Annotated in this window: 20 protein-coding genes and 1 riboswitch; of the genes, 11 read left to right on the plus strand and 9 right to left on the minus strand. The window is 66.2% G+C overall.

Annotated elements, in window-relative coordinates; translation table 11 throughout:
- Nucleotides 1-63: 63 nt before the first annotated feature.
- On the plus strand, nucleotides 64-1,140 hold the full coding sequence (locus tag ABIC90_RS23955) for a Fic family protein (RefSeq protein WP_354358602.1): 1,077 nt from the start codon (nucleotides 64-66) through the stop codon (nucleotides 1,138-1,140).
- A 127-nt stretch (nucleotides 1,141-1,267) separates the two neighbouring features.
- Here the strand turns inward: ABIC90_RS23955 and ABIC90_RS23960 are convergent, their stop codons facing one another.
- Nucleotides 1,268-1,843, minus strand: coding sequence for a TetR/AcrR family transcriptional regulator (locus ABIC90_RS23960; protein WP_354358604.1), 576 nt, complete (start codon nucleotides 1,841-1,843; stop codon nucleotides 1,268-1,270).
- An 89-nt stretch (nucleotides 1,844-1,932) separates the two neighbouring features.
- On the opposite strand from ABIC90_RS23960, the gene ABIC90_RS23965 reads away from it, so the two are divergent.
- Nucleotides 1,933-3,198 carry an MFS transporter gene (locus tag ABIC90_RS23965; protein WP_354358606.1) on the plus strand — a complete coding sequence of 422 codons (1,266 nt, stop codon included), beginning with the start codon at nucleotides 1,933-1,935 and terminating at the stop codon, nucleotides 3,196-3,198.
- Here the strand turns inward: ABIC90_RS23965 and ABIC90_RS23970 are convergent.
- The 5 genes from ABIC90_RS23970 to ABIC90_RS23990 all read right to left on the minus strand — a co-directional run bounded on the left by ABIC90_RS23970 (nucleotide 3,188) and on the right by ABIC90_RS23990 (nucleotide 7,847).
- On the minus strand, nucleotides 3,188-4,027 hold the full coding sequence (locus tag ABIC90_RS23970) for an HAD-IIB family hydrolase (RefSeq protein WP_354358608.1): 840 nt from the start codon (nucleotides 4,025-4,027) through the stop codon (nucleotides 3,188-3,190). The two genes, ABIC90_RS23965 and ABIC90_RS23970, sit on opposite strands and share 11 nt — an antisense overlap.
- A gap of 104 nt (nucleotides 4,028-4,131) precedes the next feature.
- Nucleotides 4,132-5,760, minus strand: a complete 1,629-nt coding sequence (locus ABIC90_RS23975; protein WP_354358610.1) for a peptide chain release factor 3 — start codon at nucleotides 5,758-5,760, stop codon at nucleotides 4,132-4,134.
- Nucleotides 5,761-5,844: 84 nt separating this feature from the next.
- Nucleotides 5,845-6,444, minus strand: a complete 600-nt coding sequence (locus tag ABIC90_RS23980) for a DUF4304 domain-containing protein (protein ID WP_354358612.1) — start codon at nucleotides 6,442-6,444, stop codon at nucleotides 5,845-5,847.
- Between the two features lie 101 nt (nucleotides 6,445-6,545).
- A complete protein-coding gene (phaP, locus tag ABIC90_RS23985; protein ID WP_354358614.1) occupies nucleotides 6,546-7,046 on the minus strand; it encodes a TIGR01841 family phasin in 501 nt (166 codons plus the stop codon).
- A gap of 165 nt (nucleotides 7,047-7,211) precedes the next feature.
- The gene (locus tag ABIC90_RS23990) at nucleotides 7,212-7,847 is read right to left on the minus strand and encodes a hypothetical protein (protein ID WP_354358616.1); all 636 of its coding nucleotides are present in this window, start codon (nucleotides 7,845-7,847) and stop codon (nucleotides 7,212-7,214) included.
- A gap of 117 nt (nucleotides 7,848-7,964) precedes the next feature.
- Nucleotides 7,965-8,033, plus strand: a riboswitch (S-adenosyl-L-homocysteine riboswitch).
- Nucleotides 8,034-8,108: 75 nt separating this feature from the next.
- Here ABIC90_RS23990 and ahcY point away from each other — a divergent pair.
- From ahcY to ABIC90_RS24010, 4 genes are all read left to right on the plus strand, one after another.
- Nucleotides 8,109-9,548, plus strand: a complete 1,440-nt coding sequence (gene ahcY, locus ABIC90_RS23995; protein ID WP_354358618.1) for an adenosylhomocysteinase — start codon at nucleotides 8,109-8,111, stop codon at nucleotides 9,546-9,548.
- Nucleotides 9,549-9,619: 71 nt separating this feature from the next.
- Nucleotides 9,620-10,408 carry a TlyA family RNA methyltransferase gene (locus tag ABIC90_RS24000; RefSeq protein ID WP_354358620.1) on the plus strand — a complete coding sequence of 263 codons (789 nt, stop codon included), beginning with the start codon at nucleotides 9,620-9,622 and terminating at the stop codon, nucleotides 10,406-10,408.
- Between the two features lie 10 nt (nucleotides 10,409-10,418).
- Nucleotides 10,419-11,243 carry a methylenetetrahydrofolate reductase [NAD(P)H] gene (metF, locus tag ABIC90_RS24005; protein WP_354358622.1) on the plus strand — a complete coding sequence of 275 codons (825 nt, stop codon included), beginning with the start codon at nucleotides 10,419-10,421 and terminating at the stop codon, nucleotides 11,241-11,243.
- A gap of 83 nt (nucleotides 11,244-11,326) precedes the next feature.
- Nucleotides 11,327-11,950 (plus strand): septal ring lytic transglycosylase RlpA family protein, encoded by a 624-nt coding sequence (locus tag ABIC90_RS24010; RefSeq protein WP_354358624.1) that lies wholly within the window; start codon nucleotides 11,327-11,329, stop codon nucleotides 11,948-11,950.
- A gap of 22 nt (nucleotides 11,951-11,972) precedes the next feature.
- Here the strand turns inward: ABIC90_RS24010 and ABIC90_RS24015 are convergent, their stop codons facing one another.
- Complete coding sequence (locus ABIC90_RS24015) at nucleotides 11,973-12,926, minus strand: 23S rRNA (adenine(2030)-N(6))-methyltransferase RlmJ (RefSeq protein WP_354358626.1); 954 nt, start codon at nucleotides 12,924-12,926, stop codon at nucleotides 11,973-11,975.
- 252 nt (nucleotides 12,927-13,178) lie between these two features.
- Between ABIC90_RS24015 and rplM the strand changes: the two genes are divergently transcribed.
- The 4 genes from rplM to mdtD all read left to right on the plus strand — a co-directional run bounded on the left by rplM (nucleotide 13,179) and on the right by mdtD (nucleotide 16,090).
- Nucleotides 13,179-13,610: a 50S ribosomal protein L13 gene (gene rplM, locus ABIC90_RS24020; protein WP_013543664.1), complete on the plus strand. Its 432-nt coding sequence runs from the start codon at nucleotides 13,179-13,181 to the stop codon at nucleotides 13,608-13,610.
- A gap of 12 nt (nucleotides 13,611-13,622) precedes the next feature.
- Nucleotides 13,623-14,015: a 30S ribosomal protein S9 gene (gene rpsI, locus ABIC90_RS24025; RefSeq protein ID WP_007827948.1), complete on the plus strand. Its 393-nt coding sequence runs from the start codon at nucleotides 13,623-13,625 to the stop codon at nucleotides 14,013-14,015.
- Nucleotides 14,016-14,197: 182 nt separating this feature from the next.
- Nucleotides 14,198-14,563, plus strand: coding sequence for an iron-sulfur cluster insertion protein ErpA (gene erpA / locus ABIC90_RS24030; RefSeq protein ID WP_013543663.1), 366 nt, complete (start codon nucleotides 14,198-14,200; stop codon nucleotides 14,561-14,563).
- Between the two features lie 93 nt (nucleotides 14,564-14,656).
- The gene (gene mdtD / locus ABIC90_RS24035) at nucleotides 14,657-16,090 is read left to right on the plus strand and encodes a multidrug transporter subunit MdtD (protein ID WP_354358629.1); all 1,434 of its coding nucleotides are present in this window, start codon (nucleotides 14,657-14,659) and stop codon (nucleotides 16,088-16,090) included.
- A gap of 23 nt (nucleotides 16,091-16,113) precedes the next feature.
- Here the strand turns inward: mdtD and ABIC90_RS24040 are convergent, their stop codons facing one another.
- Together ABIC90_RS24040 and ABIC90_RS24045 are read right to left on the minus strand one after the other, a co-directional pair.
- Nucleotides 16,114-17,238, minus strand: coding sequence for an anhydro-N-acetylmuramic acid kinase (locus tag ABIC90_RS24040; RefSeq protein ID WP_354358631.1), 1,125 nt, complete (start codon nucleotides 17,236-17,238; stop codon nucleotides 16,114-16,116).
- A gap of 45 nt (nucleotides 17,239-17,283) precedes the next feature.
- A complete protein-coding gene (locus ABIC90_RS24045; RefSeq protein ID WP_354358633.1) occupies nucleotides 17,284-18,630 on the minus strand; it encodes a M23 family metallopeptidase in 1,347 nt (448 codons plus the stop codon).
- Between the two features lie 160 nt (nucleotides 18,631-18,790).
- Between ABIC90_RS24045 and tyrS the strand changes: the two genes are divergently transcribed.
- Nucleotides 18,791-20,026, plus strand: a complete 1,236-nt coding sequence (gene tyrS / locus ABIC90_RS24050) for a tyrosine--tRNA ligase (protein ID WP_354358635.1) — start codon at nucleotides 18,791-18,793, stop codon at nucleotides 20,024-20,026.
- Nucleotides 20,027-20,133: the final 107 nt, after the last annotated feature.

Here is a 20,133-nt window from a genome sequence, read left to right on the forward strand (position 1 = left end):
TGTTCGGCGAGACATGTATAAAGATCGGCCTTTTCTATGCATGTCCGCCCTCGGCGGCGCTAAATGAAGTTCGACCGAAACCAGCCATTCAATGACCTTCCGCTGCTGCCGCCCGCTTTCGAACTCGAAAGCAAGGTGGTGCTCAAGCAGGCCATCGGTGCCAACCGCGTGCTGGCCAATTTGCGGGGCCTGGCCGCGCAGATTCCGAACCAGGCGGTGCTGATCAGCAGCGTCGTGCTGCAAGAGGCGCGGTTGTCTTCGGAAATCGAGAACATCGTCACGACCAATGACGAGCTCTACCGGGCCGATGCCGATGCCGATGGCAACACCGACGCGCAGACCAAGGAGGTCTTGCGCTACCGCGAGGCGCTCTATCACGGCTTCGATGCGCTGAAGACGCGCCCGCTGGCGACCAACCTGTTCATTGAAATCGCCCAGCGCATCAAGCAGATCGAATTCGATGTGCGGGCCGTCCCCGGCACCGCCTTGAAGAACGGACGCGGCGAGGTGGTCTACACGCCACCGGTCGGCGAGGCCGTCATTCGCAACAAGCTGGCGAATCTCGAGAAATTCATCCACGCCGAAGACGATCTGGACCCGCTGCTGAAGATGGCGGTGATGCACTACCAGTTCGAGGCGATCCACCCTTTTCCTGATGGAAATGGGCGCACGGGCCGCATCCTGAATCTGCTCTTCCTGGTCGACAAGGGGTTGCTGGACATTCCCGTGCTGTTCTTGTCGCGCTACATCATCGCGAACAAGGCGGACTACTACGACGGGCTGCGTCGCGTGACGGAATCGCAGGACTGGGAAAACTGGCTGCTGTTCATGCTGCGTGCTGTCGAAAGCACTGCTCAGCAGACCTTCGATCAAGTCAACCGGATCCGCGACCTGATGGAACAGGTTCGTGAACGCGTGCAGCGCGAGGCGCCTGGCGTCTACAGCAAGGACTTGATCGAGGTGATCTTCCGGCACCCGTACACCAAGATCCAGTTCCTGGTGGACGCTGGGATTGCCAAGCGGCAAACGGCCTCAGGCTACCTTCAGGCGCTGGTCAAGCTCGGCGTCTTGCGTGAAAGCAAGCGCGGACGCGAAAAGTACTACATCAACGATGCACTTTTTGCCGAGCTGGTGAAGTGACTGCCATGTCGATGTCATCGACATGGCAGCACAACATGTCGATTTAGTCTGATTTTTTAAACATGTTCGGATGATGTGTCGAGTCGATCGACATGTCCAACGGGCTTTGGCGAGCTATTAAGGCGCATTAATTAGCCTTGTCGGTGATGGCAAACAACTCCCCCACCAACCGCTCCGCCAGCTCCGGCTTCACCGGATCGGCCCCAAACACCAGCCGGAACACGATCGGCGCAATCAGGTGATCGATCACCTGTTGCGCCTCGGGCGCATGCTCGCCGCGGGCGCGCGCCTGCTCGACCAGCGTCAGCGCTTCCTTGCGGCGGTTGCGCAGGCAGTCGGTGTCCGCACCGTCGTTGGCCAGCGCGGCCGCAGCTTTCAACAACGACTTGCTGCACGGCTGCGCAAGGTGGGTGATGAGTTCCTGCGCCCACGACGTCAGGTCCTGGCGCAGCGAGCCCGTATCGGGGAGCGGCCGGTTGGGGTCTAGCCGGTGCGTGGCCGTCTCGGCCAGCAGGCCCGACAGGTCGCCCCAGCGCCGGTAGATGCTGGAGGCGCTGACTCCCGCGCGCTCGGCCACGGCCGGCACGGTGACGCGTTCCCGCCCCTCCTCGGCCACCAGCTGTTCGAGGGCGGTACGCACCAGCGCCTGCACCTGGGCGCTGCGGCCGCCGGGACGCTTGTTGGGAAGGACAACATCGTTCATGCGAGGACTTTAACGCAAACTTATTTGCTTTAGTGAATTTGCAGGTCTAGAATCGCAAAAAGCTAAAAAAATTGCGTTAAGGATCAGACATGTCTTCCTCCTGCCCTGAACTCGCCGTTGCCACCGCCGATATCGCTGCCCGCTCCAGGCCCTGGCGCCTGCCGGCAGCGGTCGGTTTTCCGCTGCTGGCCGCGGTGCTCTTCGCCTTTTTCTTCGCGGCGGCCGCACCCACGCCGCTGTTCGTCGTGTTCCAGCACGCCTGGGGCTTTTCGGCGTCGATGCTCACGGTGGCGTTCGCGATCTACGCGATTGCGTTGCTGATCTCGCTGCTGGTGGCCGGCTCGCTGTCCGACCACATCGGCCGCCGCCCGGTGGTGCTGGCAGCGCTGGTGCTGCAGGCGGTGGCGATGGGGCTGTTCGTGCTGGCGCAGGACATCGCCGGGCTGATCGTCGCGCGTGTCGTGCAGGGCGTGGCCACGGGCATCGCGAGCGGCGCGTTGAGCGCGGCGGTGGTCGAGGCGGCGCCGGCATCGCGCAAGCGCCTGGGCGCGATGATCACCAGCGTGTCGCCGCTCGCGGGGCTCGCGGTGGGCGCGCTGCTGACCGGCATCGCGGTCAAGTTCACTGCCCAGCCTGTGGTGCTGGTTTTCGGCGTGCTGGCCGTGGTGTTCGCGGTGGGCGCGGCCGTGGTGCTGTGGATGCCGGAGACCGTCACGCCGCGCCCCGGTGCGCTGGCCTCGCTGATGCCGCGCGTGTCGATTCCCGTGCGGGCCCGGGCCGATTTCTTGCGCGGCCTGCCGGTGTTCGTCGCGGTGTGGGCGCTGGGCGGCCTCTACCTCTCGCTGGCGCCGTCGCTGATGCTGCATGTGTTCCACATCGACAACGGCGTGGTCAACGGCCTCACAGTGGCGGTGCTATCCGGTTTCGGCGCGCTTGCGCCGACGCTGCTCAGCCGCGTCTCCCCGCCCGGGGCAGTCGTCTTCGGCACGGCGAGCATCGCGGTCGGCCTCGCGTTGCTGCTGGCGTCGCTGGCAACGAAGTCGCTCGCGCTGTTCTTCGTCGGCACCGCGGTCGCGGGCCTGGGCTTCGGCGGGGCCTTCTCGGCGCTGGTGCAGACGCTGGCACCGCTCGCCGATTCGCATGAGCGCGGCGAGCTGTTCGCGGCCATCTTCGTGGTCTGCTACCTCGCGTTCAGCCTGCCCGCGATGCTGGCGGGCTTCCTGGTGAAGCCGCTCGGCCTGCTGAACACGGTGGAAGGCTATGCGGCCTTGCTGCTGCTGATCGCCGCCTTCGGCATCTGGCGCCAGTGGGCAGTGCTGCGCCGCACCGCTCGCAGCCTGCCGGTCAGCGAGTAGCGCTGCGCACCGAAAGAATCGCGCGCGCCGCCTCGGCAAACCCCGTGCCGCGCTCGCCCTCCGTCACATAGCGCGGCAGGTGCTCCAGCTGCGGCACGAAGCGCGCCACGTTCGCCACGCCGATGCTGCTTGCAAACGTGCGGAACATCAGCTGGTCGTTGGTGGAGTCGCCCACGTAGGCCCAGCGGTCGAGCTCGTAGTCGAGCGTGCGGCCCCACAGCTCGCGCACGATCCAGCGCGCGCCCTCGAGCTTGTCGTTGTCGCCGTACCAGCCGTTGATGTGGATGCTGCTCACCGTGGCGTGCATGCCTTCGCCGCGCATCAGCGCGACCACCTGCGCAATGGTTTGTTCGCTCAGCTGCACGAACTCGCTGTGGTCGATGGCGATGTCGGTCTCGCGGCCCGGCGAGTCGGTGGCGCGCTGGGCCCCCGGAATCTCTTGCTCGATGCGTGCCAGCACCGCCTGCATGCGCGCGAAGTTGGCGGCGCGCGTGGGCGCATCCTGCTGGTAGCGCTTTTCGACCCGGCCGTCGGCCGAGGGCAGCAGCGCCACCGCGCCGTTCTCCGCCACGATGGCATCGACCGGCCAGGTGTTGACGAAGGGCAGGCTCCAGCCCACGGGCCGCCCCGTGATCGCCACGATGGCGAGGCCCGCCGCCTTGAGGTCGCCCAACGCCTGCAGTGCATCGGCGGTGATGGCGCCTTCGCTGGTGAGCGTGTCGTCGATGTCGGTGAACACGCCAACGAGCGCGCGGCGTGCGGGCGCCGGCCAACGGGCCAGCGGGAGCAGGTGGGTGGGCGAGGGGGGCAAGGAAGAAGACGAGGACATGGCGAGCGATCTCTGCGGAGTCCGCGATCGTACCGGCGGTTGCGTGCAGCTTCCCGCCGGCGCGGCGCGCCACTACGCCTCGACGGGCAGCTGACCCTTCTTGCTCAGCCCGCGCTCTGCAGCGCCAGCCCCGCGTGCTCCCGCAGCGGATGGAAATGAATCTTCGGAAACCGCTCCTGCGCCAGCCGCACGTCGTACGGCGAGGTGCACAGGAAGGCCAGTGTGTCGGCCGCGTCCTTGGCCATGCGAACCGGGTAGGCGTTGACGAACTCGCGCAGCTCAGCCGGCGTGTCGGCGGTGATCCAGCGCGCGCCCGTGTACTGGCAGCCTTCGAGCCGCACGTCGGCGTCGTATTCGGCCTTCAGGCGGTGCTGCACCACTTCGAACTGCAGCTGGCCGACGGCACCCAGCAGCATCGGCCCGCCGACTTCGGGGCGGAACACCTGGATCGCACCTTCTTCGCCGAGCTGGGCCAGGCCCTGCTGCAGTTGCTTGGTGCGCAGCGGGTTCTTCAGGATCACCGTCATGAACAGCTCGGGCGCGAAGAAGGGCAGGCCGGTGAACTGCAGGCTCGCGCCGTCGGTGATGGTGTCGCCCAGCTGCACGCCGCCGTGGGTGGTGAAACCCACGATGTCGCCCGCATAGGCCTCTTCGACGGCCTCGCGGCGCTGGCTCATGAAGGTCACGACGCTGGTGGGGCGCAGTTCTTTCGAGGTGCGCTGCACCTTGAGCTTCATGCCCGGCGTGTACTTGCCCGAGGCCATGCGCACGAAGGCGATGCGGTCGCGGTGGTTGGCGTCCATGTTGGCCTGCACCTTGAAGACCACGCCCGCGAAGTCCTTGTCCTCGGGCTGGATCTCTTTCACCACCGGCTGGCGATTGACCATGGTGGTGCTGGTGCGCGACTGCGGCGAGGGCGCCAGGTCGACCAGCGCATCGAGCACTTCCATCACGCCGAAGTTGTTCACGCCCGAGCCGAAGAACACCGGCGTCTGCTTGCCGGCCAGGAAAGCTTCCCGGTCCCAGGTGGGGGAGGCGCCGGTGGCCAGCTCCATGCTGTCCATGGCGGATTCGAAATCGGCGCCGAAGCGCTGGGTGAGCTTGTCGCGTTCCGTCAGCGGAATCGTCTCGAAATCGTGCGGCAGCCGTTCGCTACCGGACTCGAACACCGTCATCGTCTGTGTGCGCAGGTTCATGATCCCGCGGAAGCTCTTGCCCTGGCCCACGGGCCAGGTCATCGGCACGCAGGGCATGCCGAGCTCGCGCTCCACTTCGTCGAGGATGTCCAGCGGCTCGCGCACTTCCCGGTCCATCTTGTTGACGAAGGTGATGATGGGCGTGTCGCGCTGGCGGCAAACCTCGATCAGCCGGCGCGTCTGCGCTTCCACGCCGTTGGCCGCGTCGATCACCATCAGCGCCGAGTCGACGGCGGTGAGCACGCGGTAGGTGTCTTCCGAGAAGTCCTTGTGGCCGGGCGTGTCGAGCAGGTTGATGACGTGGTCGCGGTAGAGCATCTGCATGACCGAGGAGGCCACCGAGATGCCGCGCTGCTTTTCGATTTCCATCCAGTCGGAGGTGGCATGGCGCGAGGCCTTGCGCGCCTTCACCGAGCCGGCGATCTGGATCGCGCCGGAGAAAAGCAGCAGCTTTTCGGTCAGCGTGGTCTTGCCGGCGTCAGGGTGGGAAATGATCGCGAAGGTGCGGCGGCGGCGGGTTTCGGCAACAAAAGACAAGATGGGCAATCGGCGGGGGAATGCCGCGATTTTAGAAGGTGGCCCGTGGCGGGCCGGCTCGGAGGCGCAAGCCGGTCTGGATCCTTACGATGCGCCCGCGGTTTCGCGCATCCGCGAGAGCGACTGCAGGAGGCCGGTGGCCTGAGGCTTGGCGCGGGCCAGGCCCGAGTCGATGAGCGCGAGGGCCTTCGCTTTGTTGCCCAGCTCGAGCGCGAGACGCGCCATCGTGAGGCAGGTCGCCGGGTGGACCTCGTCGGGAACCAGCCCTTCGACGAGACGAACGAAGTCGGCGGGGTAGGCCGTGTATGGGGCGAAGAAAGCGCGCCCCTGGCTATCCCAGGCCGCGATCAGGGCCGAGACGTTGCGGTCCGCCTCTTCTTCCGATGCGCCGTAGACCCAGCCGACGCGCTGTTCCGGCGGCGGCTCGATGCGGCCGCGGAACGCGCACTCCGCCTCGGTCAGCTTCTCGGGCTGCCAGTCGGCCGTGCCGGTCGACAGGAACGACAGGTGCGCCCCCAGGTTGATGTAGCACCGCGCCCCGCCCGAGCCGCCCTGCACGTTGAAGACATGCACCAGCGGCCCGTCGATGCGCCGCAGCGTGCTTCCGGAGCCCTTGAATCCTTCATTCCGCAGCAGCGGATAGAGGCGTTTGGCGATGAGTTTGGAGAAAGACTGCAGGTCCATGCCCCGCTTTATGCCCTAGAAAGCCTCCGTCATCCCATACGCCCGCATCTGCGCCGCTCGATAGCGGGTGGGACGGCGGTCATCGCGCGAGCGCCCCGCGCCTACTTGCGCTGCAGCATCTTGGTCACTTCGTCCACATTGGACTGGATGCGCTGGCGCACCACGTCGAAGGCGTCGGCCTGCGACTTGGCCGCGAGGTTCGCCAGTTCCTTGATGTCGTCGATGGCGCGCTGGAACGACTGGCGGCCGAGCTCGTCGAGCTTGGCGAGGTTGGCCTTGGCGTCGTTGCCGGGCATTTCCTTGGCGGCCGCCTGCCATTCGGTGATGGCGCTCTTGATCATTTCGGTTTGCCGCTGCACCACGGTCTGCAGGCCCTGGTAGGACTTTTCGTTCGCCTGCATCAGCGCCTGAAGATCCTTGCGGCCGCTGTCGAGCAGCTTGCCCGCGCCGCCGGTCAGGTTGAGTTCCTGCAGGCGGTCGGTCATGCCCTTGAGATTCTTCATCGGGTTGAGCATGTCGGCGGCGCTGGGGGCGGCCGTCTTGCTGCTACTGCTGCTGCTGGCAGTGGTCTTCTTGGCGGCGGCTTTCTTGGCAGTGGCCATGGTGCGGAATCTCCTGTGTCGGGTGAACGGGTGAATGGCAAACGAGGACCGGCCGGACGGCAAAAGTCCCTCGCCACGATACGCCGCACCGGCACGGCCAAGGGCGCCGCAGCGATAGAAATGCCTGCGGGATTTCCCTTGGATATTGAAAGCCGTGCTGAATGCCTACATCGGCGGCGCGAAGCCGTTGCGCCCGGCCGTCACGCGCAGCGCCGTGGGCGTGCCGTTCTTTTCCTGTGCGTTGACCAGCACCTTGGCGCCGGGCACCAGCAGCGCCTCCGTGCCGGGGCGGAAGGTCACGACCGGCACGTCGGGCGGCACGATGACGGTCTTCTCGCCGCCCTTGTAGGTCAGGCGCAACTGCTGGCCGCCCTTCACCGATCGAGGCGCCGCGGCCAGGTCGGCGACGGTGGCATTGGTCATGGTGCTCTGCGGCAGCAGGTCCCACGGGCGATGGCCTTCGCCGGTGCCGCGCGCGGCCTCGGGGAACACCACGACTTCGAGCGCCTTCTGCGTCCCGTCGGCCTGCGGCATGGCGGCGGTGCCGATGAAGCTGCCCTGCTTGATGTCGGCGAGCTTGATGCGGTAGACCTCCGACAGCTGCATGTCGGCCGGCCGCGCGAGGCTGACGACTTCGCCGCCGCGGTCCTGCACCACGAGGGTCTTGGCGTCGACGCGGACGATGGTGCCGCGGATGCGGACTTGTTCGGAGGCAGCCTGCGCAGAGGCGATGTCCGGCGCGGCCGCGGCGGCAAGAAGGGCGGCCGCAGCCAGCAGGGTCGATGGGATTCTGTAGAGCATGGAGAGGTTCTTTGTGTTGGAGTGCGGATCAATGTACGCCTCGAAAACCAAACGTGCTTCCCGTCATATGGGATACCCCAGCGGTTGGCTCGGCCGGACACCCCGTCTACAATCCGCCGTTCCGAGGAGCGTTGCAGCGCCGTCAGGCGTGAGGCTCGGACCACATCGCAACCACGCTCATCCGCTGTTCTCGCGGTGAGTCCTTTTTCCGTCAGACCCCCGAACGCAGTGGCATCTTTCAAACCAGTTTTGGAGTCCTCCATGAGCGCTGTTCTCAAGCCCACCCCCGTGTCCACCGCCGACCAGGCGATCGCCGACCTGTCCCTCGCCGCCTGGGGCCGCAAGGAAATCCGCATCGCGGAAACCGAAATGCCCGGCCTGATGGCCATCCGCGAAGAGTTCTCGAAGGCGCAGCCGCTCAAGGGCGCGCGCATCACCGGCTCGCTGCACATGACCATTCAAACGGCCGTGCTCATCGAGACGCTGCAAGCCCTGGGCGCTGAAGTGCGCTGGGCTTCGTGCAACATCTTCTCGACGCAGGACCACGCCGCCGCCGCCATCGCCGCCGCCGGCACGCCGGTGTTCGCGATCAAGGGCGAGTCGCTGACCGACTACTGGGAATACACGCATGCCATCTTCGACTTCGGCCCCAAGGGTTCGAAGGGCGAAGGCCCGAACATGATCCTGGACGACGGCGGCGATGCCACGCTGCTGATGCACCTGGGCCAACGCGCCGAGAAGGACCTGGGCGTGCTGGCCAACCCGACCAGCGAGGAAGAGCGCATCCTCTACGCCGCCATCAAGGCCAAGCTGGCCGTGGACGGCACCTGGTACACCCGCAAGTCGGCCGAGATCATCGGCGTGACCGAAGAGACGACCACCGGCGTGCATCGCCTGAACGAGATGAGCGCCAAGGGCACGCTGCTGTTCCGCGCCATCAACGTGAACGACTCGGTCACCAAGAGCAAGTTCGACAACCTGTACGGCTGCCGCGAATCGCTGGTGGACGGCATCAAGCGCGCGACCGACGTGATGATCGCCGGCAAGGTGGCCTGCGTGGCCGGCTACGGCGACGTGGGCAAGGGCTCGGCCCAGGCCCTGCGCGCCCTCAGCGCCCAGGTGTGGGTGACCGAAATCGACCCCATCAACGCCCTGCAGGCCGCGATGGAAGGCTACAAGGTCGTGACGATGGAATACGCCGCCGACAAGGCCGACATCTTCGTGACCACCACCGGCAACAAGGACGTCATCACGCACGACACCATGGCCAAGATGAAGGACCAGGCCATCGTCTGCAACATCGGCCATTTCGACAACGAGATCGACGTCGCGTCGATCGAGAAGTACGAGTGGGAAGAAATCAAGCCGCAGGTGGACCACATCACCTTCCCGGACGGCAAGAAGATCATCCTGCTGGCCAAGGGCCGCCTGGTGAACCTGGGCTGCGGCACGGGCCACCCGAGCTTCGTGATGTCGTCGTCGTTCGCCAACCAGACCATCGCGCAGATCGAGCTCTTCACCAAGCCCGACGCCTACCAGGTCGGCAAGGTCTACGTGCTGCCCAAGCACCTCGACGAGAAGGTGGCGCGCCTGCACCTGAAGAAGGTCGGCGCCATGCTGACCGAGCTGACCGACGCCCAGGCCGCCTACATCGGCGTGAGCAAGAACGGCCCGTACAAGCCGGACACGTACCGCTACTAAAAGCATGATGAAAAACCTCCGTGCTTCGCACCGCGGTGCGAGCTTGCTTGGGGCGGCCCGGCGCTTCGCCCATGCGCGCTGATCAACTGTTGGTGGAACGCGGCATGGCTGCGTCGCGTTCGCAAGCTGTCCGGCTCATCGCCGGCGGCATGCGCTGGCGCGATGCGGGCACGAGCGACGCATGGCGCTCGGTCGTCAAGAACAAGGACGAAGTGCCTGAATCGGCCGAGCTTGAGCTCGACGATGCGGCCGAGGCGCGTTATGTCTCGCGCGGCGGGCTCAAGCTCGAAGGCGCGCTGACGGTGAGCGGTGTGGACCCCGCCGGCAAGCTGTGCCTGGACGTGGGCCAGTCGACCGGCGGCTTCACCGATTGCCTGCTGCAGCGCGGCGCGGCCAAGGTCGTGGGCGTCGATGTCGGCCACGGCCAGTTGCACGCCAAGCTGCGCGAGGACGAGCGCGTGGTCGCCATCGAAGGCGTCAACGCGCGGGCCTTGTCGGCGGACGATCTGCAGGAAGAAGGCGAGGAGCCTTCCGAATGGCGTTTCGACCTGATCGTGGGCGACCTGTCGTTCATTTCGGCCACGCTGGTGCTGCCGGCGGTGGTCGAATTCCTGGCCGACGACGGCCGGTTGCTGATGCTCGTCAAGCCGCAGTTCGAACTGCAGCCGGGCCAGGTCGGCAAGGGCGGCATCGTGCGCGACGAGGCGATGTACCCGGTGGTCGAGAAGCGGCTGCGCGACGCCTGCGAGGCGCTCGGCCTCAAGGTGCTGCAGTGGTTCGACAGCCCCATCGCGGGCGGCGACGGCAACCGCGAGTTTTTCATTCACGCCGTGCGCGCGACGGGCGCGACCGGTTCCTAAGGAGACGCAGGTGCGCCTTCCGCTGAGTTTCGAATTCTTTCCGACCAAGACGCCCGAAGGCGCGGTCAAGCTGCGCGCGGTGCGCCAGCAGCTGTATGTACGCAAGCCGCAGTTCTGCTCGGTCACCTACGGCGCCGGCGGCTCCACGCACCACGGCACTTTCGGTGCGGTGAAGGAGATCCTGGACGAAGGCGTCGACGCCGCGAGCCATTTCTCGTGCATCGGCGCCACCAAGGCCACGGTGCGGGAGCAACTGGCCGAGCTGAAGGCGATGGGCATCAAACGCCTCGTGGCATTGCGCGGCGACCTGCCGAGCGGCTACGGCGTCGGCGGCGAGTTCCAGTACGCAAGCGACCTGGTCGCCTTCATCCGCGAAGAGACGGGGCGCGACTTTCACATCGAGGTGGCCTGCTACCCCGAAGTGCACCCGCAGGCCCGCTCGCCCGAAGCCGACCTGCAGGCCTTTGCGGCCAAGGTGAAGGCGGGGGCCGATTCAGCCATCACGCAGTACTTCTTCAGCCCCGAGGCCTATTTCCGCTTCGTGGACGACGCGCGCAAGCTGGGGTTGGACACACCCATCGTGCCGGGGATCATGCCCATCACCAGCTCCACGCAGCTGATGCGCTTCTCGGATGCTTGCGGCGCCGAGATTCCGCGCTGGATTCGCCTGCGGCTGCAGGGCTTCGGCGACGACACGGCGTCGATCAAGGCCTTCGGCCTGGACGTGGTGACGGACCTGTGCGCGCGCCTGCGCGACGGCGGCGCGCCGGCCATCCACTTCTACACGATGAACCAGTCGGCGGCGACGCTGGCTGTGCTGGAGCGCCTCGATTGAGAGGGCGCGCCGCAGGGTCGTCGCTGCGCGCGGGGCTTCGTCTCGCGCTCGTCGCTGCGACCTGCGCGCTCGCAGGCTGCGCCATGCCGCCCGCGACAGAGAGCGGAGCCGACCCCGGTGCCGCGTCGGGGTCGCGGCTGCGGCCGCTGTCACCGGCGCTGGCGGTTCCGCCGGGAGCCTCCGCGCGGTCGGATGTGCCTTCGGTGCGCTACGACCTTGCGGTATCGGGCACCGGCGAACTGACGCCCGATGACGGCGTGCCCGGCGACGACGGGCCGCGCGAAATCTTCGAGCGCGGCGGGGCTTCCTGGTACGGCATCCAGTTCCACCAGCGCAAGACGGCGAACGGCGAGCGCTTCGACATGAGCGCCATGACGGCCGCGCACAAGACCTTGCCCTTCAACACCCGCGTCTGCGTGCGCAGCCTGGTCAACGGCAGCGAAGTGCTGGTGCGCATCAACGACCGCGGCCCCTACACGCAGGGCCGGGTGATCGACCTGAGCCGCGCCGCAGCGGACCGCATCGGCCTCACGGGGCTGGGCATCAAGCAGGTCGCGCTGTCGGTGGTCGGCCCGTCGGGCATGCGCTGCGGCGGTGTGGATGTGGAGCCGGGCGATGCCGCGGCGCCGGCACCGGTGGCCGAGCGCCCCAGGGCCAAGGTTCCGGCGCGCCGCAAGGTGATCGTGCCGCCGCGGCAGCGCCGATAGGCTTTCGTCCGGCAGGGGCCGATCAGCCCCCGGCTTCGAGCGAGAAGGTGGCGTGCCGGTCCTGCGCGAGCTTTTCGGCCAGTTGCGGCAATGCGGCGGCCAGCAACGGCTTGAGCGTGTAGGGCGGATTGATCAGGAACATGCCGCTGGCCGGCAGTCCCGGACGCTTGGTTTCGCCGGTCGGCGTGGCCGTCAGTTTGCTCGACTTGACCGTCAGCGTGGCATGCAGCCACGGCTTCCCGGCCTTGGTCGCCATGGTCTTCAGCCGACGCGGCAGATCGTGCGCCTCGGGCCTCGGAATGATCGGATACCAGACGGCGTAGGTGCCGGTGGCGAAGCGCTTGAGCGCCTCGGCTGCGAAGTCGAGCACGCGGCCGTAGTCGCTTTTGATCTCGTAGCTCGGGTCCATCAGCACCAGCGCGCGGCGCGAGGGCGGCGGCAGGAACTTGGTGGCGCTGCCGAAGCCGTCTTCACGCAGCACGGCGATCTGGCGGCCGGCCTCGAGCTGGGCGATGTTGGCGTCCAGCGTGCGGGCATCGGTCGGATGCAGTTCGAACAGCTTGAGCTTGTCGTGGTCGCGCAGCAGGTGCTGCACGATGAACGGCGAGCCGGGGTAGACGCGGGCGCCGCCCTTGGGGTTGAAGTCGGCGATCACGCCGAGGTAGCGCGCAATCGCGTCGGCCAGCGGGGCTTCGGCTTCCGGCGCCACTTTCTTGGCGGCCGACTTTGCAGCAGCGGGCGCGGCCGCCGCGGTCTCTTTCTTGGGTGCGAGAAGCCGCAGGATGCCGTCTGCCGCCTCGCCGCTGGTGTCGGCGTAGTCGCCGTCGAGCCGGTACAGGCCGGCGCCGGCGTGGGTGTCGACGACCGTGAGGGCTGCCTCTTTTTCAAGCAGATGGTCGAGCGTGGCAATCAGCACCGTGTGCTTGAGCACGTCGGCGTGGTTGCCGGCATGGAAGGCGTGGCGGTAACTGAACATAGGGGGAGAATGGTAACGGTGTTGGGACGCCCATATGCAAATTTGCCAGCACAAGGCCATTCTTTATATAATCGCGGGCTTCGCAGCGTTTTTGTAGCCCCGCGGCGAAGGCACATCACCCGCCTTGTCCTTGCAATCGCTTTGGCTCTTGCTTTGGCTTTTCGGGCGTGAAAACCCACCTAAGAGATTCCCATCAGAGGAACGCCGACCGTGGAAAAGGGCTCGCCAAACCCTCTTTTCAAGAGAAAACTCATGACCAAAACGTTCAGCGCCAAGCCCGCTGACGTGACGCACGAGTGGTTTGTGATTGACGCGACCGACAAGGTCCTCGGACGAGTAGCCAGCGAAGTTGCTCTCCGTTTGCGCGGCAAACACAAGGCCATTTACACGCCTCACGTCGATACCGGTGACTTCATCGTCATCATCAATGCCGCGCAACTGCGCGTCACCGGCGCCAAGTCGATCGACAAGGTGTACTACCGTCACTCGGGCTACCCGGGCGGCATCAGTGCCACCAACTTCCGCGACATGCAATCCAAGTTCCCGGGTCGTGCCCTGGAAAAGGCCGTCAAGGGCATGCTGCCCAAGGGTCCGCTTGGCTACGCGATGATCAAGAAACTCAAGGTCTACGGTGGCGCAGAGCACCCGCATACCGCCCAACAGCCCAAAGTGCTGGAACTGTAAGGAGCCTTGAGAATGATTGGTGAATGGAACAATGGCACCGGCCGTCGCAAATCCAGCGTCGCCCGTGTGTTTCTGAAAAAAGGCACCGGCAAGATCACGGTCAACGGCAAGGACATCCAAGAGTTCTTCGGCCGCGAAACCTCGATCATGATTGCCAAGCAGCCCCTGGCGCTGACCAACAACCTCGAAGCTTTCGACGTGATGGTCAACGTGAACGGTGGCGGCGAATCGGGTCAAGCCGGCGCCACGCGCCACGGCATCACCCGTGCCCTGATCGACTACGACGCAACGCTCAAGCCCGTCCTGAGCCAAGCCGGCTTCGTGACGCGCGATGCGCGTGAAGTCGAGCGTAAGAAGGTCGGTCTGCACTCCGCCCGTCGTCGCAAGCAGTTCAGCAAGCGCTGATCCTGTTCCTTGCGAACCCAAAGCCGCCTTCGGGCGGCTTTGTCGTTGCTGGGCCTTGGCATTCAGGGCATCCGACCCCACTTGCGTTGGGGTGCACGCCACAGTCAGCCTGCCGAAATTGCGGCATTGCAGTAGCATTCGTTCCCTTGGCCGCTTGTACGGCCCCCTAGGAGTTATCCCCCATGAGCGCCGTAGCCGAAAACATCCAGACCCAGATGCCCGAGCCGATCGTCTTCACGGACAGCGCGGCCGCCAAGGTGGCCGACCTGATCGCCGAAGAAGGCAACCCCGAACTGAAACTGCGCGTGTTCGTGCAAGGCGGCGGCTGCTCCGGCTTCCAGTACGGCTTCACCTTCGACGAGATCACCAATGAAGACGACACCACCATGACCAAGAACGGTGTGTCGCTGCTGATCGATGCCATGAGCTACCAGTACCTCGTTGGCGCCGAGATCGACTACAAGGAAGACCTGCAAGGCGCCCAGTTCGTGATCAAGAACCCGAACGCCACCAGCACCTGCGGCTGCGGATCGAGCTTCTCGGCCTGATGCCCGGATGCCTCTGACAAGGCCCTTTCGACAAAGCCGCCTCCGGGCGGCTTTTTGCTGCCCGTCGTTTTTCGCTCTCCTTCCTCTTCTTTCATGACGTCCGAAGCCCCCTCCGCGGTCGATCCCTCCCGCAAGAGCCTGCTGTGGCTCGTGGCCGTCGGCTTCTTCATGCAGACGCTGGACGCCACCATCATCAACACCGCGCTGCCGGCCATGGCCGCGAGCCTGAATGTGAGCCCGCTGCGCATGCAGTCGGTGGTGGTGGCCTATGCGCTCACGATGGCGATGCTGATCCCGGCCTCGGGCTGGATTGCCGACCGCTTCGGCACGCGGCGCATCTTCTTTTCGGCGATCGTGCTGTTTGCCGCCGGCTCGCTGCTGTGCGCGCTCTCGCAGGGCCTGGGCCAGTTGGTGGCCGCGCGGGTGGTGCAGGGCCTGGGCGGTGCCTTGCTGCTGCCCGTGGGGCGCCTGGCGCTGCTGCGCACCGTGCCGCGCGGCGAGTTCCTGCAGGCGATGAGCTTCGTCGCGATTCCGGGGCTCATCGGGCCGCTGCTTGGGCCCACGCTGGGCGGGTGGCTGGTTCAGTACGCGTCCTGGCACTGGATCTTCCTGATCAACCTGCCGGTGGGTCTGGCGGGCTGCATCGCCACGCTCAAGTACATGCCCGACCTGCGCGGCGCCATCCAGAAGCGCTTCGACAGCGTGGGCTACGCGATGTTGGCCTTCGGCATGGTGGCGATCTCGCTGGCGCTCGACGGCGTGTCCGAGCTGGGGCTGCGCCAGGGCGGCGTGATGGTGGTGCTGATCTTCGGCTTCGCAAGCGTGGTGGCCTACTGGCTGCGCGCGGCGCGCACGCCGGAGCCGCTGTTTGCGCCTTCGCTCTTCGGCGTGCCCACGCTCAGCATCGGGCTCATCGGCAACCTGTTCTCGCGCCTGGGAAGCAGCTGCATGCCGTTTCTCGTGCCGCTTCTGCTGCAGGTGTCCATGGGCTATTCGCCTGTGCGAGCGGGGCTGATGATGTTGCCCATCGCCCTGGCCGGCATGGCCATGAAGCGCTTTGCCACGCCGCTGATCACCCGCCACGGCTACCGCAAGGTGCTGGTGGTCAACACGGTGCTCGTGGGCTGCACCATGGCCAGCTTCGGCTTGACGGCGCCGGGGCAGCCGCTGGCGCTGCATGTGCTGCAACTGCTGGCTTTCGGCGCGGTCAATTCGTTGCAGTTCACGGCAATGAACACGATCACGCTCAAGGACCTGGACGGCAGCATGGCCAGCAGCGGCAACAGCCTGCTGTCGATGGTGCAGATGCTGGCAATGAGCCTCGGCGTGGCGGCGGCGGGTGCCGTGCTCGCGGGCTACAACGGGATTTTCGGTGCCGAGACGGCCGCTCACACGCTCAATGCATTCCAGGCCACATTCGCCAGCATGGGACTGATCACGGTCGCATCGGCGTTGATCTTCTGGCATCTGCCCGCAGAAGTGCGGGCGGCGCAGCCGGCGCATCCGGAGGTTTCGGGCCAGGGCTGAGGCGCGAGGCAGCCTTCAAGCCTTCAGGCGGGGGAGATCGCGCCCAGCACCCGCGCCCCGCGAGCACCGGTCACGCTCGCCAGATTGCCTGCATCGCGCCGAATGGTGGCGCGTGCCAGCCAGGCAAAAGCCGCAGCTTCGACCTGCTGGGGCGGCAAGCCATGGTCGGTCGACGGCACCACCCGGACGCCCGGAAGCAGCGCCCGCAGGCGGCCGAGCAGATGGTCGTTCAGCGCGCCGCCGCCGCACACGATCAGCAGCGTGCTGTCTTTTCCATGGCCGAGCAGGTCCGCCGCGCAGGCGCTTGCGGTCAACTCGGTCAGCGTGGCCTGCACATCGGCCGGCGCCATGGTCGCGGTGCCAAGGTGTGCGGCCAGCCAGGTCGGGTTGAACAGGTCGCGTCCGGTGCTTTTGGGCGGCGCCTTGGCGAAATACGGCTCGGCCTGCAATTGCGCGAGCAGTTCGGGCAGCACCTGCCCGCTGGCTGCCCATTGGCCGCCGCGGTCGAAGGGCTCGCCCAGGTAGGTCTGGCACCAGTGGTCCATCAACGCATTGCCGGGCCCGCAGTCGAAACCCTTCACGATGGCACCGTTGGGTGCGTTGGTGGCCGGCAGCAGGCTCAGGTTCGAGATGCCCCCGATGTTCAGCACCGCGACGCTTTCGTCGGGCCGTGCGAACAGCGCGCGGTGAAACGCCGGCACCAGCGGCGCCCCCTGGCCGCCGGCCGCCAGATCGCGGCTGCGGAAATCGCCCACCACGTCGATGCCGGTCAGTTCGGCCAGGAGCGAGGGATTGTTGATTTGCAGGGTGTAGCCGACTTCGTCGAACTCGAGGGGGCGGTGCCGCACGGTTTGTCCGTGCGCGCCGATGGCGACGACCGAGCCGGCGGCGATGCCGCTGTCCGCCAGAAGCTGGTGGACCACGCCGGCATACGCCCTGGCGAGCCCATTGCCGGCGAGCGCCGCGCGATGCAGCTCGTTGTCGCCGGGGGTGTTGAGTGCCATGAGCTCCGCGCGCAGCGACACGGGAAACCCGGCGGTGGCGTAGGCCTGCACGGCCATGCAGCCATCGGAGAAGTCTGCGAGCACGCCATCGACGCCGTCGAGCGAGGTGCCTGACATCAGGCCGATGAAAAGCTCGGCAGCCATCTCCGGATCGGATCTAGAGAAGAGGCTGCGGCGGCGCGTGCGTGTTCAGTCCGCGCTGGCCTGGACGACCGAGAAGGCCGCGGCCAGCTCGGTGCGGGCGCCGACGGCGACGCGCTCGAACGCCGGGCGCAGGGCCGCGGTGATCGGTGCGCCGCCTTCTTGCGCGATGGTGGCCGGGTCCTGGTAGACGCCGCCCACGCGGTATTCGAAGTGCAGGTGCGGGCCGGTAGCCCAGCCCGTGGAGCCCACGGCGCCGATCGTCTGCCCCTGGCTCACGCTCTGGCCGGCCTTGACGTCGATGCGGCTCAGGTGCGCATACGCCGTTTGCTGGTTGTTGCGGTGCGTGATGATGACGATGTTGCCGTAGCCGTTCTGCGTGCCCGCGAAATCGACCGTGCCGTCGCCGACCGTGCGCACCGAGGTGCCGGTGGGGGCCGCGTAGTCGACGCCGTTGTGCTGGCGCCAGCTGTTCAGGATCGGATGCATGCGCATCGCGAAGCCGCTGGACACGCGCGAGAACTCGACCGGCGTCGCCAGGTAGGCCTTGCGCAGGCTGTCGCCGTTCGGGCGGTAGTAGCTGCCCTTCTGGCCCGCGCCCGGGGGCTGGAACCAGACGGCCTGGTGGATCTTGCCGTTGTTCTCGAACTCGGCCGAGAGCACGCGGCCACTGCGCAGCGCCTGGCCGTCGGCTTCGAAGGTCTCGTAGACCACGGCGAAGCGGTCGCCCTTGCGCAGGGCGCGCACGTCGACGTCGCCCGCGAAGATGTCGGCCAGCTGGCTGGCCACCGCATCGGGAATGCGCGAGTCGTCAGTGGCGGCGAACAGCGAGGTGCGGATGGTGCCGCTCGCCAGGCGCGTGCCCGGCGTCAGGGTGTCGCGCTCGGTGAGGGCGACGAAGCCCACGGGCGTGCGCTCGATCACGAAGCGCTTGAAGCCGCCGTCGCCGTCGGGAATCCAGCGGGCGCTGAGCTTCTTGAGCTGGTTTTCTTGCGTGGCTTCGGCCGTGATGGTGCGGCCGGCGCGGGCAAACAGCGCATTGCGGGCTTCGCCGCTGCCGCGCACGAAGGCGGTGGCGGCCGGGTCGGAAATGCCTAGGCGCTTGAGCAGGGCCTCGGCCGTGTCGCTGGACCGGGTGATGTCGGTGCGGAACAGCGTGAAGCTGAAGTTCTCGAGCGACGCGGTCTGGTCTGCGAAAGACTGGGGCGCCGTGGCTTCGAGAATCTGGTGGACGGGGAGGTCGGACGCGTCAGGGCCCAGCGATGCGACCGCGAGGGTGCCGGCGCTCAGCATGGCCGCAGCGATGACCGCGGTGATCTGCTTGGGGTAGGTCCGGAACGTATAGGCCACGCGGGAAGCAAGGAGCTCCTCGGCGGCAAGAATGCCGTTGATCAATCTTTGAATTCCAGCTCAGGTTCTGCAAATCCGTACTGCAAGGCCCAGTGCGGTCAGGGCGGCAGGAGACGGTGCGGAAAAAAGCGCCGCTTAGAATCCGGCGCTTGAAAAGTCGGGCTGAGTATAGCTTCGGCCACCCAAAAATCTGCCAAAAAAGCCCATGAACGCCGAATCTGTTACATCCACGAGCCTCTCAAATAGTGTAGGACGTGCGCTCGAAATATCCCTCCGAGGGGCTGACGAGCTGCTGCCGCAGGACGAATGGGTGCGCAAGCTCCAGCGCTCCGAGGCCACGGGAACGCCGCTGCGGATCAAGCTGGGGCTCGATCCGACCGCTCCGGACATCCACATCGGCCACACGGTGGTGCTCAACAAGATGCGCCAGCTTCAGGACCTGGGGCATCGGGTGATCTTCCTGATCGGCGACTTCACCACCACCATCGGCGACCCCTCCGGACGGAACAGCACCCGCCCGCCGCTCACCAAGGAGCAGATCGAGGCCAACGCCCAGACTTACTACAGGCAGGCCAGCCTGGTGCTGGACCCCGAGAAGACCGAGATTCGCTACAACTCCGAATGGAGCGACCCCCTGGGCGCCCGCGGAATGATCCAGCTGGCCGCCAAGTACACCGTGGCCCGGATGATGGAGCGCGATGACTTCAGCAAGCGTTTCAAGGCCGGCCAATCGATCTCGGTGCACGAATTCCTCTACCCGCTGATGCAGGGCTACGACTCGGTGGCGCTCAAGAGCGACCTGGAGCTGGGCGGCACCGACCAGAAGTTCAACCTGCTCGTCGGCCGTCATCTCCAGCAGGAATACGGCCAAGAACCGCAGTGCATACTCACTATGCCGCTGCTTGAAGGGCTCGATGGCGTCGAGAAGATGTCCAAGAGCAAGAACAACTACATCGGCATCAGTGAGGACGCCAACACCATGTTCGCCAAGGTGCTGTCGATTTCCGACACGCTGATGTGGCGCTGGTACACGCTGCTGAGCTTTCAGTCGCTGGCGCAGATCGAGGCGCTGAAGGCCGAAATCGCGGCGGGCCGCAACCCGAAGGATGCAAAGGTGGCGCTGGCCAAGGAAATCACCGCGCGTTTTCACAGCGCGGCGGCGGCCGAGGCGGCTGAGCAGGATTTCATCAACCGCAGCAAGGGCGGCGTGCCGGACGAGATCGCCGAGGTCTCGCTGTCTGGCGCCCCGCTGGGCATCGCCCAGTTGCTGAAGCAGGCAAACCTGGCGTCTTCCGCCGGGGACGGCAACCGTCTGATCGAGGGCGGCGGCGTGCGGGTCGACTCGGTCGTGATCAGCGACAAGGCGCTGAAGCTGCCCGCAGGCAGCTACGTGGTGCAGGTCGGCAAGCGCAAGTTCGCGCGCGTGACCCTCAGCAACTGACCGGCTAGTGTTCTGTCCCGTTAATTCGTAGGCACGAGAACTGCTTGTGGTGAGGCATCCTTGGAGATGCTGCCATGCCCAATGCCCACGTACGCACTGAGATCACA

Source organism: Variovorax boronicumulans, from assembly GCF_040544675.1.
In the GTDB taxonomy this organism is placed as follows: Bacteria; Pseudomonadota; Gammaproteobacteria; order Burkholderiales; family Burkholderiaceae_C; genus Variovorax; species Variovorax boronicumulans_D.

What these genes read in the sequence shown, in the direction of transcription:
- ABIC90_RS23955 (WP_354358602.1), top strand. Translation starts at nt 64, where the DNA reads ATGAAGTTCGACCGAAACCAGCCATTCAATGACCTTCCGCTGCTGCCG.
- ABIC90_RS24000 (WP_354358620.1), top strand. Translation starts at nt 9,620, where the DNA reads ATGCGCGCTGATCAACTGTTGGTGGAACGCGGCATGGCTGCGTCGCGT.
- rplM (WP_013543664.1), top strand. Translation starts at nt 13,179, where the DNA reads ATGACCAAAACGTTCAGCGCCAAGCCCGCTGACGTGACGCACGAGTGG.
- ABIC90_RS23965 (WP_354358606.1), top strand. Translation starts at nt 1,933, where the DNA reads ATGTCTTCCTCCTGCCCTGAACTCGCCGTTGCCACCGCCGATATCGCT.
- ABIC90_RS24015 (WP_354358626.1), bottom strand. Translation starts at nt 12,926, where the DNA reads ATGTTCAGTTACCGCCACGCCTTCCATGCCGGCAACCACGCCGACGTG.
- ahcY (WP_354358618.1), top strand. Translation starts at nt 8,109, where the DNA reads ATGAGCGCTGTTCTCAAGCCCACCCCCGTGTCCACCGCCGACCAGGCG.
- ABIC90_RS23960 (WP_354358604.1), bottom strand. Translation starts at nt 1,843, where the DNA reads ATGAACGATGTTGTCCTTCCCAACAAGCGTCCCGGCGGCCGCAGCGCC.
- tyrS (WP_354358635.1), top strand. Translation starts at nt 18,791, where the DNA reads ATGAACGCCGAATCTGTTACATCCACGAGCCTCTCAAATAGTGTAGGA.
- ABIC90_RS24040 (WP_354358631.1), bottom strand. Translation starts at nt 17,238, where the DNA reads ATGGCTGCCGAGCTTTTCATCGGCCTGATGTCAGGCACCTCGCTCGAC.
- mdtD (WP_354358629.1), top strand. Translation starts at nt 14,657, where the DNA reads ATGACGTCCGAAGCCCCCTCCGCGGTCGATCCCTCCCGCAAGAGCCTG.
- rpsI (WP_007827948.1), top strand. Translation starts at nt 13,623, where the DNA reads ATGATTGGTGAATGGAACAATGGCACCGGCCGTCGCAAATCCAGCGTC.
- ABIC90_RS23990 (WP_354358616.1), bottom strand. Translation starts at nt 7,847, where the DNA reads ATGCTCTACAGAATCCCATCGACCCTGCTGGCTGCGGCCGCCCTTCTT.
- ABIC90_RS23970 (WP_354358608.1), bottom strand. Translation starts at nt 4,027, where the DNA reads ATGTCCTCGTCTTCTTCCTTGCCCCCCTCGCCCACCCACCTGCTCCCG.
- erpA (WP_013543663.1), top strand. Translation starts at nt 14,198, where the DNA reads ATGAGCGCCGTAGCCGAAAACATCCAGACCCAGATGCCCGAGCCGATC.
- phaP (WP_354358614.1), bottom strand. Translation starts at nt 7,046, where the DNA reads ATGGCCACTGCCAAGAAAGCCGCCGCCAAGAAGACCACTGCCAGCAGC.
- ABIC90_RS24010 (WP_354358624.1), top strand. Translation starts at nt 11,327, where the DNA reads ATGCCGCCCGCGACAGAGAGCGGAGCCGACCCCGGTGCCGCGTCGGGG.
- ABIC90_RS23980 (WP_354358612.1), bottom strand. Translation starts at nt 6,444, where the DNA reads ATGGACCTGCAGTCTTTCTCCAAACTCATCGCCAAACGCCTCTATCCG.